The organism is Sutterella faecalis (assembly GCF_006337085.1).
Taxonomy (GTDB): Bacteria; Pseudomonadota; Gammaproteobacteria; order Burkholderiales; family Burkholderiaceae_F; genus Sutterella; species Sutterella faecalis.
Map to the genome: position 1 here is coordinate 1,720,981 of NZ_CP040882.1, position 14,423 is coordinate 1,735,403.

A 14,423-nucleotide genomic window follows, 5' to 3' on the forward strand; every position below is an offset into this window, starting at 1 on the left:
GTCTATTTTTCCTTAAATTTTCTGGAAGTCCCTCGCGCCGGAAGCATCCCGTGTTCCTGGAGCTTCTTGCGCAAAGTATTCCGGTTAATGCCAAGTAACTGGGCTGCCGCGCACTGATTATTGGCGCACATCGACATTGCGTAGTCGATCAGCGGGCGCTCTACGGCGTGCACGACAAGATCGTAAAGGGGATGCGGGTCCCGGCCTTCAAGCCGGGCGAAATAGAGGTCGAGCCTGCGGACAATAACTTCTTCGAGATCGTTTTCATCCCCGGGGAGTCTTTCCTCAACGGGGTCGCCGCCCGCGGACGCTTCTCTTTCGGGAGCGTCAGCGGAATCGTGCAGGTCCTTCGGGATCATCGGTTTTCTGAAGTGCGCAGAGTCTCGGGTTCGCGCGCGATGCCTTCGAAAAAGGCGCGCACGAGGTCGGTCTGCCGTTCAGCGTCCTCTTCGCGAAGGATCTCGTCGAGCGCCCTTCTGGCGCCGCTGAACGGTTGGAGATAACGGGAAAGATGCTTGCGGAAGGTGCGCATCGCCCGCGGGCCATCATAGTAGTCGAAATGGCGCTTTCTGTGATCCAAAATGATCTGAAGAAGTTGCGCCGGATCAGGCGGAGAGAAGCTCCTTCCGTCAAGCGCCGCACGGATTTCAGCAAATATCCAGGGCCGGCCGATCGCGGCGCGCCCGATCATGAGGCCGTCCGCATGGGTGAGCTTCAAAACGCTCCGGGCTTTCCCGCCCGAATCGATGTCGCCGTTGGCGGCAAGCGGAATGGAAACCGACGCCTTCACCCGGGCGATTGTCTCGTATTCGGCCTCTCCGCGGAATCCGTCCGCCCTCGTGCGGCCATGGACCGCGAGCGCCGCGATGCCGCAGTCTTCCGCCATCCGGGCGATCAGCGGCGCATTTTTGTGCTCGCGGTCCCAGCCAGTGCGCATCTTGAGCGTCACCGGAACCTTCACCGCACCTGCGACCGCCGACAAAATGTCCCGAACAAGCTTTTCGTCGCGCATGAGCGCGCTCCCGCATTCCGCGGAAAGCACCTTCCGCGCCGGGCACCCCATATTGATGTCCACCACATCCGCGCCGTCCGCTTCAGCCGCCCGGGCGGCCTCGGCCATCACGGCAGGATCCGCGCCGAGAAGCTGCACGACGTGGAGTCCCGACTCCTCTGCTTCCACCCAGCGCGTGAGGCTTTTTTCCCGCTCGCGCAGATCCTCGCGGCTTGCCGTCATTTCCGCCACGGCGTAGTCGCACCCGAAGGTGCGCGCGAGCTCCCGGAAGGGAAGATCCGAATAGCCCGCCATCGGGGCGAGCATGAGCGCCGGAGCGCCTATCTCATGAGGGCCGATTTTCACGCTGCCTCTCCGGAGAAAAGCGCTTCTGCACGGCGAAGTTCTTCGGGCGTGCCGACATTGGCCCATGGGCCTCTGTAGAGCTCCCCGGAAACCTGTCCCCGGTCGATCCTCCTGTTCATCCAGGGAAAAAGCTTCGCGCGCTCGTCGGGAAGCCCGGCAAACATCGCGGGATGGCAGAGGGCAAGGCTCGAAAAGGTGAATTTTTCCCCCGTCCGGCAGACCTTTCCGTCGGCGAGGCCAAAGTCGCCCTTTGCGTGGAAGCCCGGATTAGGCACCAGAACGAGATGCGCGAGACTCCCCGCAGGAGAAAGCGTTTCGGCACGGCGAACCAATGTCGAATAATCAAAGTCCGTCACGATGTCGCCGGCAACGGCAATGAAAGGGGCGCGACCTAAGAGCGGAAGCGCACGAACGATGCCGCCACGGGTTTCGAGCGCGTCTTCCGTTGAGAATCCTTCAATCGACCAGAGAAGCTTCACGCCCCAGGCGCTTCCGTCGCCGAGTTCGGCCATCAGAATCCTCGCGCCGTGCGCGGCATTCACCACGATTTCCGTGATCCCGGCCTTTCTGAGCGCAAGAATCTGCCGCACGGCCATCGGAATGCCGCCGACTTGAATGAGGGGCTTAGGCAGAATCTGCGTGAGGGGCCGCATGCGCCGGCCTTCGCCGGCAGCGAAAAGAAGCGCGCGCATTTCGGGTCAGAACGTGTAGCCTGCGCTCTCGCGCACGCCGGCGAGTTCGTCTAGGAGGTGCTTCAGAGGCGAAAGCTCCACGTAGCGCCCCGCCGTCTGACGCGCATACTTCATGAAGCGCGGCGTATCCGCAAGGTACTTCGGCTTCCCGTCGCGATAGTTGATTCGCGCAAAGATGCCGAGCACCTTCAGATGGCGCTGGAGCCCCATGAATTCCACGCTGCGGTAGAAAGCGCCGAAGTCCGTCGGAACGGGGAGACCCGCCTTTCTGGCCTTTTCCCAGTAGCGGATCGTGATGTCGAGCACGAAGGATTCGTTCCAGCTGATGAAGGCGTCGCGCAGGAGCGAGGCGATGTCGTACGTGATCGGGCCTTCGAGCGCATCCTGGAAGTCGAGAACGCCAGGGAGCGGATCGCTCATCATGAGGTTGCGCGGCATGAAGTCGCGGTGCACGTAGACAACCGGATCAGCGAGATTCACCTTCAGGATCGCTTCCCGGCTCATCTCCCACCATTTCTGATGCTTTGCATCCCATTCCACGCCGCAGTGACGCTTCACGTACCACTCGGGGAAGAGTTCCATCTCGCGCGTGAGAACCGCCCGATCGTAGGGAGGAAGCACGCCGGGGCGCGTCGCCGTCTGCCATTTGACGAGCGCAGTGGTGGCCGCGTCCATGAGCTTCGCTGCATTCTCTTCATTGAGAACATCGAGGAAGGTCTCGTGTCCGAGGTCCGAAATGACGGCAAATCCCGACTCCAGATTGACCGCATGAATCTCCGGCACGTTGAGGCCGGCCTCCTTCATGAGCTTCTGAACCCTGATGAAGGCAGGCAGGTTTTCGTGCGCCGGAGGCGCATCCATCACGATATAGGTGCCGCCTCCCGAGCGCGTCACGCGGAAATAGCGCCGGAAGCCGGCATCGGAGCTCGCAGGAGCCATCGACTCCGGATCGAAGCCGAGCTTCGCTGCTTCAGTGGCGAGCCAGGCCTTGAGCGCATCGTCACGTTCTGTCATCAATAATCTCCCGCGGATGGGTTGGCACAAAAGAAAACCGGAATCCTGTTGCTGATAAAATCCGAGCACTATTCGTCCCTTTTGCTCCTCCGAGTGAGTGGAGGAAAACGGACGCATTCAGGAAAGTCGACCATTTTAAAGGCCTCTCCCGAGGCCTGCAGTCTCTCATGTCTCTGCCTCCCGTCCGCGCAATCGTGCTCAGCGTGGCCTCCGCGCTTGCCGCTTTTTCCTTCTCTGCGCAGGCGGCTGCCGCTTCAAGCGCTCTGCGGCTTGATCTTGAATCCGTTACCCGGCTTGATCCCGCCCGCGCCAACCCGGGCGAGGATGCCGTCAGCATCGTCTATGCCAACCGGATTGAGGGCAGCCCCGACGACGAGCTCAACCTGATCGGCGACGCGGAAGTGCGGCGCGGCGGCGCCGTCATCACGGCCGACCGCATCAGCTACCGTCAGGAGACGGATGAAGTGACGGCGACCGGAAATGCGCACATTGCCCGCGAAGGCGCGAGCTTCTCCGGCCCGAGCATGAAATTCCGCCTCACCTCGCGTTCGGGCTCGATGGAAGACGCCGAGTGGGAATATGCGCCCCGCAATCTGCGCGGCTGCGCAAAGAACGTCAAATTCCTCTCGGGCGACCGCACGAACTTTGAAGACGTGACGATTTCGACCTGCAAGCGAGACGACGAGGCCTGGTTCATCAGCCTCAACGACCTCGAAATCGACGAATACGATCAGACGGCTTCGGGCACGGGCGCCGTGCTTCATTTCCTCGGCGCGCCGATTCTCGCCTCCCCCTGGTTTTCGTTCCCGATCAGCACGGAACGGCGCTCGGGCTTTCTCACGCCCACCTACGGCATGAGCTCCACGCGCGGCGTTGACATTGCGGTTCCCTACTACTTCAACATCGCCCCCAACTACGACTACACCTTTACGCCCCGCGTCATGACGAAGCGCGGCGTCATGCTCGGCAATGAAGGGCGCTTCAAGTACGACAACTTCGAAACCCAGGTCAATTTCGACTACCTCCCTGACGACCGCGTCTACGACGACTCGCGCTGGGGCACCCGCATTCAGGCGGAGTACAACCGCGAGAAGCTCGCCTTCCGGGCAGACTACAACCGGGTCTCCGACGACGACTACGTGACGGACTTTTCCGGGAGCATCCGCGAATCTTCGGAAGCGATTCTTCCGCAGGACTACAGCCTCTCCTGGACCGATACCTACTGGAATTCAACGCTTCGCGTTACGAAGAATCAAACGCTCGAAATCGACGGCGTGACGACGATCGTTCCCTACGAGCGCGTCCCGCAGGTGGTCTTCAACGGCTATGCCGCCGACTGGCGCGGGTTTGAGTTGACAACCATGATCGATGCGACGAAGTTCTCGCATCCCTCGCGCATCGGCGGCACGCGCGTCGTTGCGAGCCAGGGCGTGAGCTACCCCTTCCGGGGCGCCGGCTGGTTCGTGATCCCGAAGGCCGAATTCATGGGCGCCTGGTACCAGCTCGACAACATGAGCCGCGACGCCTATTACCAGAACAAGACGCCGAGCCGCTTCACGCCGACCCTGACGCTCGATGCCGGTCTTGAATTCGAGCGCGATGCGAGCTTCTTTGGAAAGAGCGCCTATCAGACGCTCGAACCCCGGGTCTACTACGCCTATACGCCCTACCGCAATCAGGACGACATCCCGGTCTTCGACTCCACCGTTACGGATCTTTCCTTCGCGACGCTCTTCACGCCGAACCTTTATTCAGGCTACGACCGCGTTTCGCAGGCCAATCAGCTCACTGCCGTCATCTCCACGCGCTACATCGACAAGGCGAGCGGCCTTGAACTCTTCCGTGCGAGCGTGGGCCAGCGCCAGTACTTCTCCGACCAGGACGTGCACTTCATTCCGGAAGAAAAGCGCGCCGACCCCTACTATCAGGGAATCTCGGAGCCCAATGCCAACGTCCGAAGCGACCTTCTCGGCAGCGTCGGCGCACGTTTGACACGTTCGCTCTATGCCTCCGCGAATCTGCAGTACTCATCGTCCCTCAACCGCGTGATGAACGTGAAGACGGGCCTCACCTGGCAGCCCAAGCGCATGTCGACGATGGGGCTTTACTACCGCTACAACTATTCGGCCAACGAGCTCACGGACGACAACAACATCAAGCAGATCGACTTCCAGATGCAGTGGCCGATCACCGGGCGGCTTTACGGCCTCTTCCGCTACAACTATTCGCTTCTTAGAAAGAAGCCCATCGAAATGATCGGCGGCGTGGAATATCTCCACGACTGCTGGACGCTGCGCGTCGCCGCTCAGCGCTACACGACTGCCGCCAATGGGGAAGAATCCAACTTCTTCTTACAACTCGAGCTTTACGGCCTCGGTAGCATTGGCATTAATCCGCTTTCAGAACTGCGCCGCAACATCCGCGGCTATCAGACGACAGGTCCGCTCCCGGGCGCGACCGGTCCTTACGACTTCTATGAATAATTCCAAGCTTCTTTCCGCGATTGCCGTTTCCACGGCGCTTGCTTTTGCCTCCGGCCTTGCTTCTGCTGCGAGCATCATGGACGGCGCGGCGCCGAGCGGTCCCGTTTATACGGCTCCGGCGGCTGCGCCCGCTCCCGCGGCTGAAGCCGCTCAGTCGGCGGCTCCCCTCGAAGCGGGCGAACTCGACCGCATCATCGCCGTCGTCAACAACGACGTCATCACCGAGCACGAGCTTGAGCAGCGCGTGCATACGGTGGCGATCAACCTGCGCCGCCAGAATATTCAATTGCCTCCGATGGAGCTTCTGCGCGCGCAGGTCCTCGAGCGCCTCATTTCCGAACGCGCGATTCTGCAGCGCGCCCGTCAGACGGGCATCCGCGTGGACGACCAGATGGTGAACGCCTCGATCGAGCAGATTGCGCGGCAGAATAATCTCTCGGTTGAAGAGCTCCGTCAGCGGCTTCTCGCCGACGGCGTCACCTTCCCGGCCTTCCGCAATGAAATCCGCGACGAAATCACGACGCAGCGCCTGCGCGAGCGCGAAGTGACGGAGAAGATCGAAATCTCCGAGAGCGAGATCGATGCGTATCTCTCCGAGCAGGCGGGCTTCAAGGGTGAAGACACGACGGAATACCACGTCGAGCACATCTTCCTCCCGGTCGGAACGCCGGAAGAAAACGACAGCGTCCGCGCTGCTGCTGAATCGCTTGCTGATCGCGCCCGAAAAGGCGAGGAATTCTCTTCTCTCGCCGCTTCCTTCTCGCGCGCTGACGATGCGATGCAGGGGGGCGAGCTCGGCTGGAAGACTCTTTCCGACCTTCCGACGCCCTTTGCTGAAGCCATCCGCAAGAATCCGAACGAGACCTACTACGTCTTCAATTCCCAGCGCGCCTGGCATGTGCTCAAGGTCTCCGGGAAGCGCGACGGCGTGCAGGCGAAACTGGGCGGCGGCCCGGTCGAGCAGACCCACGCCCGCCACATCCTGATGTTTGTTTCCGACATTACGCCGGAAGCCGACGTCATCCGGCGCCTCAACGACATCCGCTCGCGCGTGGAATCGGGTGAAGCCGACTTTGCGACGATGGCGCGCCTCCATTCCGTCGACTCGACCGCGACCCGCGGCGGCGACCTGGGGTGGCTCCAGCCCGGCGACACCGTGCCCGACTTCGAAGCCGCCATGGCGAAGCTCAAGCCCGGTCAGGTTTCCGAACCCATCCGCACGCCCTACGGCTACCATCTGATTCAGGTGGTTGAGCGCCGCACCGCGAAGGAAGGCAACCCCGAGCGCGTGCGCGTTGCCGCCCGTCAGGCCATCCGCCAGAAGAAGCTCAACGAAGCCAACTACAACTGGGAGCGCGAGCTTCGTGATGAAGCGTACGTTGAAATCCGCGATCCGCAGCTGAAGGAAGCGCTTCGCCGCTGATCTTCGGGCGCTTTGAGCTCAATCCGGCCGCTTCTCGAGGGAGAAGCGGCTCATCTGAAAGAGGACGGATAAAAAGCGCCGTCCTCTTTTCTTTTGACACGTTGAGAGTTTTTCGAAATGCGTACATCCATCAAGCCTCAGGCGATCACCACCGGTGAACCGGCGGGCATCGGTCCGGAAGTTTCCGTCAAGGCGGCCTGGAAGTCCCCGAGCCCCGTCATCCTGGTCGGCGACCGCGACATGCTTCTCGCGGAAGCCCGCCGCCTCGGGCTCCCGGAGCCCCCCGCCCAGGTGTCCTTTCACCATGTGCCGCTCGCAGAAACGCCGGTTCCGGGGAAGCTTTCGCTCAAAAATGCCGCCTACGTCATTGAAACGCTTGCTGCCGCACACCGCCTTTGTGCTGACGGGACCGCCGGCGCCGTCGTCACGGCTCCGGTTCAAAAGAGCATCCTCATTGAAGCGGGCTTTCGCTTCACGGGCCACACGGAATTCTTCGCTGAAGCCGCAGGCGTCCCGCGCGTCGTCATGATGCTCGTCTCCTCGCCCCGCAGGGATGCGCTCAAGGTGGCGCTTGCAACAACGCATCTGCCGCTGCGTTCGGTCCCCGACGCCATCACGCCGGCGCTTCTCGACGAAGTCCTCTCGATCCTCAAGCGCGAACTCCAGGTTTCCTACGCCATCCCGCATCCGACGATCGCGGTCGCGGGACTCAACCCCCATGCCGGCGAAAACGGCCACATGGGCACGGAGGAAATTACGGTAATCAGTCCCGCTCTGGAGCGCGCTCGCGACGGTTCTGCGGATATCATTGGGCCCCTTCCCGCCGACACGATCTTCGTTCCCGGCAAAATGGAAAAGTGGGATGCCGTCCTCTGCATGTACCATGATCAGGGACTCCCGACGCTCAAGCACGTGGGCTTCGCCGAAGGCGTCAATGTGACCCTCGGCCTCCCCTACGTGCGCACCTCGGTCGACCACGGCACGGCGCTCGACATTGCCGGCCGCGGCATCGCCGACGCCCGCAGCATGACTGCGGCCCTCGAACTCGCTCATACGCTCGCAAAGAACCGTGACTCAAGAATGGCTTGAAGGGCATCGCGCCCGCAAACGCTTCGGACAGAACTTTCTCCACGACCATCACTGGATCGAGCGCATTGCGCGCGCGATTGATCCCAAACCCGGCGACGAACTGATTGAAATCGGCCCGGGCCAGGCTGCGCTCACGCGCGAGGTGATCGCGCTCGCGGGACGCCAGACGGCGGTTGAAATCGACCGTGATCTGGCGGCATTCCTGCGCACGCAGTTCCCGGATGGATCGCTGGAATTGATCGAGGCCGACGCCCTCACGCTCGACTGGTCGACCGTACTCGAAGGCAAGCGCCTGAGGGTCTTCGGGAATCTTCCCTACAACATCTCCTCGCCCCTCCTTTTTGCGCTCCTCCCTGCCGCGCACCGCATCATTGATCAGCACTTCATGCTGCAGAAGGAAGTGGTCGACCGCATGATTGCCGCTCCAGGCTCCAAAACCTACGGACGGCTTTCAGTCATGCTCCAGTACCGCTACGTCATGCATAAGCTCTTCGACGTGCCGCCCGGAGCCTTCACGCCCGCGCCCAAAGTGACCTCCTCGATCGTGCGCATGGTGCCGAAGCCCGAGGGAAAGCTTCTTCCCGTCGACTGGAATGTCTTCAGCGCGCTCGTCGCAGCTGCCTTTCAGCAGCGCCGCAAGACCATGCGGAATGCGATTTCGGACTTTCTTGACGAAGAAGGCTTCTCTGAAGCAGGCGTCCCGTCGACGGCTCGTGCGGAAACTCTTGATGTCGAAGCCTTTGTAAGGCTTGCCAACGCCGCCGCCCGCCGCCGTCAGGGCGCATGATGCTCTTGCTTTAAAGCTCATCGAGCTTTTCATTCGCCTTTCTGGCTCTGATCCGCTCGTGGCGCTCCTGCCAGTCGGGGAGGATCTCCCCGACCTCGCGCCAGAAAGCCGGCGAATGATTGAATTCCATCAGGTGCGCGAGCTCATGGGCCGCCACGTATTCGATCTCTTCGTCAGAAAGCGCGATCAGGCGCCAGGAGAGCCGGATATTGTCCTTGTTCGAACAGACGCCCCAGCGCGAGCGGGCGTCGGAAAGCCTCCAGCCTTTCGGAAGCCGCTTGGCCCTCGGGATCACGCGCATCCAGCAATCGTTGATGATGCGCCAGGCGGCCTCCCTGAGAAGCGCAGCCAGGGAAATCTTCACCGCCTCTGCGGAACTTCCCGGAGGGAGCGTCAGCCAGAGCTCATATCCATCAGGGACGGGCACCACCAGGCTGCTCCTCGCCCCGAGCCGCAGAACGGCCTTTTTCCCCCGGTACGGAATTAACGCGCCATCCCTGAATTCAAGCGGAGCCATGTTGGCGTGCGGCAGATTGGCCATCAGCCAGTCGGCGTGGTCTCGGAGGAATCTTTCCGCTGCGGCCCGGCTCGTATTCCAGGCGGGCGTACGCACCTCCACGCCTCTTCCCGGAACGATGAAGACGCTCATGCGGCGGCGTCCCGGATGGGGCTTGATGACATACGGTATCCGGCGGCCCAGAATTTCGATGACATGCTCTCCCGGAAGGCGGCCGAGCCAGTCGTCGGCGTCATCCGCCTCCGAACTGCCATTCGCATCTACTTCCGGAGCGGCCGCCTGAGTCTCCTCTTGAGAAATGTCCTCAGAGTGCTCACGCGGCTCTTTTCCGACGCCGGCCCCGGGGCGTCCATTGGAACCCAATGACGCATCCGCCACGAGGAGCGCTTTCTGCATCCACGGGAGATATGCATCCGCCTCCTTGAGGGCATCGGCCCAGAGCGGCAATTTCAGCGTGAAGGAGCGCTTTTCCGGATTGAACTCAATGTGCGACATGCTCTTCAGCCTGGCGCTGCGGAGAATATCAATGCGCACGCAGAAGCCCGGAACATGCGCTATCAGATACGAATCATCCGCGCCTTTTTCTATCCATGCGTCCGAATGGCGATTGGCCGGGGCCGGAGGCGGCGGATCCTGCGGCACCGCCTCAGCTTTATCCCTTTGAGCCCAGTAAGCCGCTCTTTCATCCTCCGGCAGGCAATACGGCTTCTTCAGCAGCACCGTTAAGAACCAGGCGCTCCAGTGCTGGGCGATCGCGAAGGCATCCTCTGCCTCAGGAATGGTGAGGTTGAAGGAAGAAGATCTTGCCTCCGCCTGGAGCAGAAAGTTCTTTTTGCGTCTTTTGCTGCGAATGACATTGATCCGATACTTCCTGCCTGCAAATTCAACCGTCAGGTGCGAGTCGTCCGTTCCCCTGACAATCCTGGGCACTATGTTCACAGTATTCCTTTGAGCTTCTTTCTAAAAATCTATTCCAGGTGCGTTGCCTCGCAGCTCAAAGCACGTGCGCTTCGATCCAGGCCTCAACTTCAGCCGTGACATCATGGGGATCACGCCCTTTCGTTTCGATGAGCGGCCCCACGACCACCTGAATGGTGCCCGGAATCTTCGCCACGCTGTTCTTGGGCCAGTAGCGGCCCGCATTGTGCGCGACCGGAAGAATCGGGAGCCCCATGGCGCAGGCAAACCGCGCGCCGCCGGTCTTCCAGCGGACATGTTCTCCCGGAGGAACGCGCGTGCCCTCAGGGAAAAGCGTCACCCACCAGCCGCGCTTTTCAAATTCAGGCCCGCGGCGCATGAACTGCTCAAAAGCCTGCCGGCCCTTGCTGCGATCGATCGCCATCATGTTCATGGAGGCGAGCGCCCAGCCGAGGAACGGCAGCCAGTGGAGCGACTTCTTGTAGATGAAGCAGGGCGGGTGCTTCAGATAGGCGCCGAGCCAGAAGGGATCCCATGCCGACTGGTGCTTCGCGAGCACCACAACGGGCGTGTCCGGCATGTTTTCAACGCCCTCGGCCTTCACGTCAACCCCGCAGGTCGCCTTGAGCAGCCAGAGCGCAAGCTTTGCCCACGGGCGGCAGATCGCCTCATAGCGGCGCTCGTAGGTCATGAAGGGCCAGGTCACGAGCAGGCCAATAGTGAGTCCAATGATGGAAACGGCAAGAAGCAGGTAAAAGATCCACCCGCGCAGCGTATGGACAAAGGACATAAGGCTCATCCTCCAGAAATTCGCACCCAAACGAAAGGCCCGCGCTGCAATGCTGTCGCATCAGAGGCAGCATGCCGCAACGGGCCTATTGTCGCTTTATGCCGTTAAGACCTAAAGCAGATTACTTCGCGAGACGGGCAATTTCCGCCACGCGGTTCATGACGAGGTAGAGACGCTTCAGAAGCGCCAGACGGTTGGCGCGCAGCGCCGGATCCTCGGCATTCACCATCACGCTCTCGAAGAACGCGTCGACCGGGGCGCGAAGCTTCGCGATCAGAACGAGCATCTCCTCGAAGCGCCCTTCGGCATAAAGCACGTCGGCTTCGGGTTCAATCGCGGAAAGCTCCTCGAAGAGGCGCTTCTCGGCATCTTCCTTCAGATTCGAAATGTCGATCACATCCTCAACATGGCCTTCGACCTTCTTGAGAATGTTGCCGATGCGCTTGTTGGCGGCGGAAAGCGCCTCGGATTCGGGAAGCGCCATAAAGGCCTGAACAGCGGCCAGACGCTTCGGAATGTCGGCGAGCTTCGCAAGATTGAGCGCCAGAATGGCGTCGGCTTCCTGAGCCGTGGCGCCGCGGTCGCGCAGCATCACGCGCAGACGATCGGAGAAGAATTCGGCGAGGGCCGGACGATTGTCCGTCACGCCCGGAACTTCCCTTTCAGCAGCCCAGGCGGCGTCGATCATCTCGGGGAGGCTCACGTGGAGCTCCTTCTCGATCAGCATGCGAAGAACGCCGAGCGCATGGCGGCGAAGCGCGAAGGGATCCTTTTCGCCCGTCGGGAGCTGGCCGATGCCGAAGAGACCCACCAGGGTTTCGAGCTTGTCGGCAAGCGCCACAGCGAGGCTCACAGGCGTCGAGGGGAGCGCATCGCCCGCATAGCGCGGCTGATAGTGTTCGCGAATCGCGAGCGCCACGTCATCGGGTTCCTTGTCGTGGTGCGCATAGTATTCGCCCATGATGCCCTGGAGTTCAGGGAATTCGCCCACCATCAGGGTGCGCAGATCCGCCTTCGCAAGGGTGGCCGCCCGTTCCGCCTCAGCGCGGTTTGCGCCGATCAGATCTGCGATGGCGCCGGCAATGGCGCGTACGCGGAGCATGCGCTCGTACTGGCTGCCGAGCTTGTTGTGGTAGACCACGTGGCGCAGGCCCTCAACGCGGCTTTCGAGCGTCGTGAGGCGGTCCTGGTCATAGAAGAACTTCGCATCAGCCAGACGCGCGCGGACAACGCGGGCGTTGCCTTCGGAAATGGCCTTGCCGCCATCCTTCGCGACAAGCTGCGACACGAGGAGGAAGCGGTTCATGAGCTTGCCGGCAGCATCGCGCAGAGCGAAATACTTCTGATTGAGCTGCATCGTGAGGATGAGGCATTCTTCCGGAACCTGGAGGAATTCCTTTTCGAACTGGCTCTCATAGATGACCGGCCATTCCGTGAGCGCGGAGACTTCCTCGAGGAGGTCGTCGGGCATGATGGGCGTGGCATTCAGCGCTTCGGCGCGAGCCTTGAGCTCCGTCTCGATGCGCGCGCGCCGGGCGTCGTAGCAGGGCTCGACAAAGGCCGCGCGCATGGCGGCTTCGTAGCTGTCGGCATCCGCAATCTCAATGGGGTCGTGTGTATGGAAGCGGTGGCCGCGCGTCGTGCGGCCGGCCTTGAGGCCGAAGAGCTCGACGGGGACGACGTCGGCGCCGAAGAGCGCCGTGAGATAGCGGACCGGACGCACGAAGGAGACCGTCGTTTCGCCGTCGGCGAGCTGATAGGTCATGACCTTCGGAATCGGGAGGTGCTTCACCGCATAGTCGAGCGCCTTCTGAAGGGCGGGCGCGAGTTCGGAACCCGGGCGGACGCCTTCGTAAACGAGCTGCTCATTCTTGCCGTCATTGACGCGCTCGAGCTTTTCGACCGGGCAGTCAATGCCGAGCGCCGCCATCTTCTTCTTAAGGGCGGGCGTGGCCGAGCCGTCAGCGGCAATGCCGACCTTGACCGGCACGAGCTTCTGGCGGAAGGTTTCATCCGGGCTCACCGCGCGGACGTTCGTGATGTGGACGGCGAGGCGGCGCGGCGCGCCGTAGGCCTTGGTCTTGCTTCCCTCTCCGAGGAAATGGGCCTCGTCAAGGCTCTTCTGAACGCCTTCGGCAAAGGCTTCCGAGAGCTTCCTCAGCGCCTTCGGCGGGAGCTCTTCGGTCTGCAGTTCAACGAGAAGATTCGTCATTTTCTGTTTGCTCTCCATCAACCGTATCAGCGGGCTTCGTGCTTTTTGAGCATCGGGAAGCCGAGGCGCTCGCGCGAGTCGTAGTAGCTCTGCGCGACATTTCTCGAAATGGCGCGGATGCGGGCGATGTAGTGGGCGCGCTCGGTCACGGAAATAGCGCCGTGCGCGTCAAGAAGATTGAATGTGTGGCCGGCCTTCAGAACCATCTCGTAGGCAGGAAGCGCGAGATTGAGGTCCATGAGACGCTTGGCTTCGCCTTCGAAATAGTCGAACTGCTTGAGGAGCTTGTCGCAGTCGCTCGCTTCAAAGTTGTACTTCGACTGCTCGACTTCGTTCTGATGGAAGACGTCGCCGTAGGTGAGAACGCGCTCGGAGCCGTCCGGATCCTTCCAGGTCGTGAAGACCAGATCGAAGACGTTGTCGCAGTTCTGCAGATACATCGTAAGGCGTTCGAGACCATAGGTGATCTCGCCCGTGATGGGCTTGCATTCAAGGCCGCCCACCTGCTGGAAGTACGTGAACTGCGTCACTTCCATGCCGTTCATCCAGACTTCCCAGCCGAGACCCCAGGCGCCGAGCGTCGGGTTCTCCCAGTTGTCCTCAACGAAGCGGATGTCGTTCACTTCCGTATCAACGCCGAGCGCACGGAGCGAGCCGAGGTAAAGGTCGACGATGTTCGTGGGAGCGGGCTTCAGCACAACCTGATACTGGTGATGCTGATGCAGGCGGTTGGGGTTTTCGCCGTAGCGGCCGTCCTTCGGACGGCGCGAGGGCTGAACGTAGGCGGCACGCCAGGGTTCAGGCCCCAGGGCGCGCAGGAACGTGGCGGTATGAGAGGTGCCGGCGCCGACTTCCATGTCGATCGGCTGCAGAAGCGCGCAGCCCTGCCGATTCCAGTATTCCTGCAGGCGCAGGATCACTTCCTGAAAAGTAATCATTGTCGTGTCCGCGCCGCCCGGCGGGGGAGGCGCAAAAAATAAGAAAGAAATGCCGCAGGAGGCGGCACTCGAGGCAAAGCAATAATTATATTCGCCTCGATCAGGCGTCTGCCGCGCCTGAAGGCCGGCATCGTGCGGACTCTGCACGCTCTGTGCCCTGCTTCATCGCGAATGAATGCGCCCGAACCCAGGCGGTCCCGACG

The 14,423-nt window shown here is 61.5% G+C and carries 12 protein-coding genes; 4 read left to right on the forward strand and 8 right to left on the reverse strand.

Going from position 1 to position 14,423, the window contains the following annotated elements:
* Positions 1 to 2 precede the first annotated feature (2 nt).
* Genes FG381_RS07035 through FG381_RS07050 form a run of 4 tightly spaced genes read right to left on the reverse strand, consistent with a single transcriptional unit; the run spans position 3 to position 3,063 of the window.
* Positions 3 to 359 carry a helix-turn-helix domain-containing protein gene (locus tag FG381_RS07035; RefSeq protein ID WP_139688157.1) on the reverse strand — a complete coding sequence of 119 codons (357 nt, stop codon included), beginning with the start codon at positions 357 to 359 and terminating at the stop codon, positions 3 to 5.
* On the reverse strand, positions 356 to 1,357 hold the full coding sequence (gene dusB, locus FG381_RS07040; protein WP_226960276.1) for a tRNA dihydrouridine synthase DusB: 1,002 nt from the start codon (positions 1,355 to 1,357) through the stop codon (positions 356 to 358). The genes FG381_RS07035 and dusB overlap by 4 nt, the downstream gene beginning before the upstream one ends.
* Complete coding sequence (locus tag FG381_RS07045; RefSeq protein WP_139688158.1) at positions 1,354 to 2,049, reverse strand: nucleotidyltransferase family protein; 696 nt, start codon at positions 2,047 to 2,049, stop codon at positions 1,354 to 1,356. The genes dusB and FG381_RS07045 overlap by 4 nt, the downstream gene beginning before the upstream one ends.
* A gap of 6 nt (positions 2,050 to 2,055) precedes the next feature.
* Positions 2,056 to 3,063 carry an aminoglycoside phosphotransferase family protein gene (locus tag FG381_RS07050; RefSeq protein WP_174857857.1) on the reverse strand — a complete coding sequence of 336 codons (1,008 nt, stop codon included), beginning with the start codon at positions 3,061 to 3,063 and terminating at the stop codon, positions 2,056 to 2,058.
* Between the two features lie 167 nt (positions 3,064 to 3,230).
* Here FG381_RS07050 and FG381_RS07055 point away from each other — a divergent pair, with 167 nt between their 5' ends.
* From FG381_RS07055 to rsmA, 4 genes are all read left to right on the forward strand, one after another.
* Positions 3,231 to 5,546, forward strand: coding sequence for an LPS-assembly protein LptD (locus FG381_RS07055; protein WP_139688160.1), 2,316 nt, complete (start codon positions 3,231 to 3,233; stop codon positions 5,544 to 5,546).
* Positions 5,539 to 6,969: a peptidylprolyl isomerase gene (locus FG381_RS07060; protein WP_226960275.1), complete on the forward strand. Its 1,431-nt coding sequence runs from the start codon at positions 5,539 to 5,541 to the stop codon at positions 6,967 to 6,969. The genes FG381_RS07055 and FG381_RS07060 overlap by 8 nt, the downstream gene beginning before the upstream one ends.
* A gap of 117 nt (positions 6,970 to 7,086) precedes the next feature.
* Complete coding sequence (pdxA, locus tag FG381_RS07065) at positions 7,087 to 8,058, forward strand: 4-hydroxythreonine-4-phosphate dehydrogenase PdxA (RefSeq protein WP_139688161.1); 972 nt, start codon at positions 7,087 to 7,089, stop codon at positions 8,056 to 8,058.
* Entirely contained in the window at positions 8,039 to 8,845 is an 807-nt protein-coding gene (gene rsmA / locus FG381_RS07070; protein ID WP_139688162.1) for a 16S rRNA (adenine(1518)-N(6)/adenine(1519)-N(6))-dimethyltransferase RsmA, read from the forward strand. The genes pdxA and rsmA overlap by 20 nt, the downstream gene beginning before the upstream one ends.
* Positions 8,846 to 8,855: 10 nt before the next feature.
* On the opposite strand, the gene FG381_RS12765 is transcribed toward rsmA, so the two are convergent.
* The 4 genes from FG381_RS12765 to glyQ form a co-directional block, all read right to left on the reverse strand.
* Positions 8,856 to 10,292: a M48 family metallopeptidase gene (locus FG381_RS12765; protein ID WP_226960274.1), complete on the reverse strand. Its 1,437-nt coding sequence runs from the start codon at positions 10,290 to 10,292 to the stop codon at positions 8,856 to 8,858.
* A gap of 64 nt (positions 10,293 to 10,356) precedes the next feature.
* Positions 10,357 to 11,070 carry a lysophospholipid acyltransferase family protein gene (locus tag FG381_RS07080; protein WP_139688163.1) on the reverse strand — a complete coding sequence of 238 codons (714 nt, stop codon included), beginning with the start codon at positions 11,068 to 11,070 and terminating at the stop codon, positions 10,357 to 10,359.
* 121 nt (positions 11,071 to 11,191) lie between these two features.
* Positions 11,192 to 13,282 carry a glycine--tRNA ligase subunit beta gene (gene glyS / locus FG381_RS07085; RefSeq protein WP_139688164.1) on the reverse strand — a complete coding sequence of 697 codons (2,091 nt, stop codon included), beginning with the start codon at positions 13,280 to 13,282 and terminating at the stop codon, positions 11,192 to 11,194.
* A gap of 26 nt (positions 13,283 to 13,308) precedes the next feature.
* The gene (gene glyQ, locus FG381_RS07090; RefSeq protein ID WP_139688165.1) at positions 13,309 to 14,220 is read right to left on the reverse strand and encodes a glycine--tRNA ligase subunit alpha; all 912 of its coding nucleotides are present in this window, start codon (positions 14,218 to 14,220) and stop codon (positions 13,309 to 13,311) included.
* Positions 14,221 to 14,423: the final 203 nt, after the last annotated feature.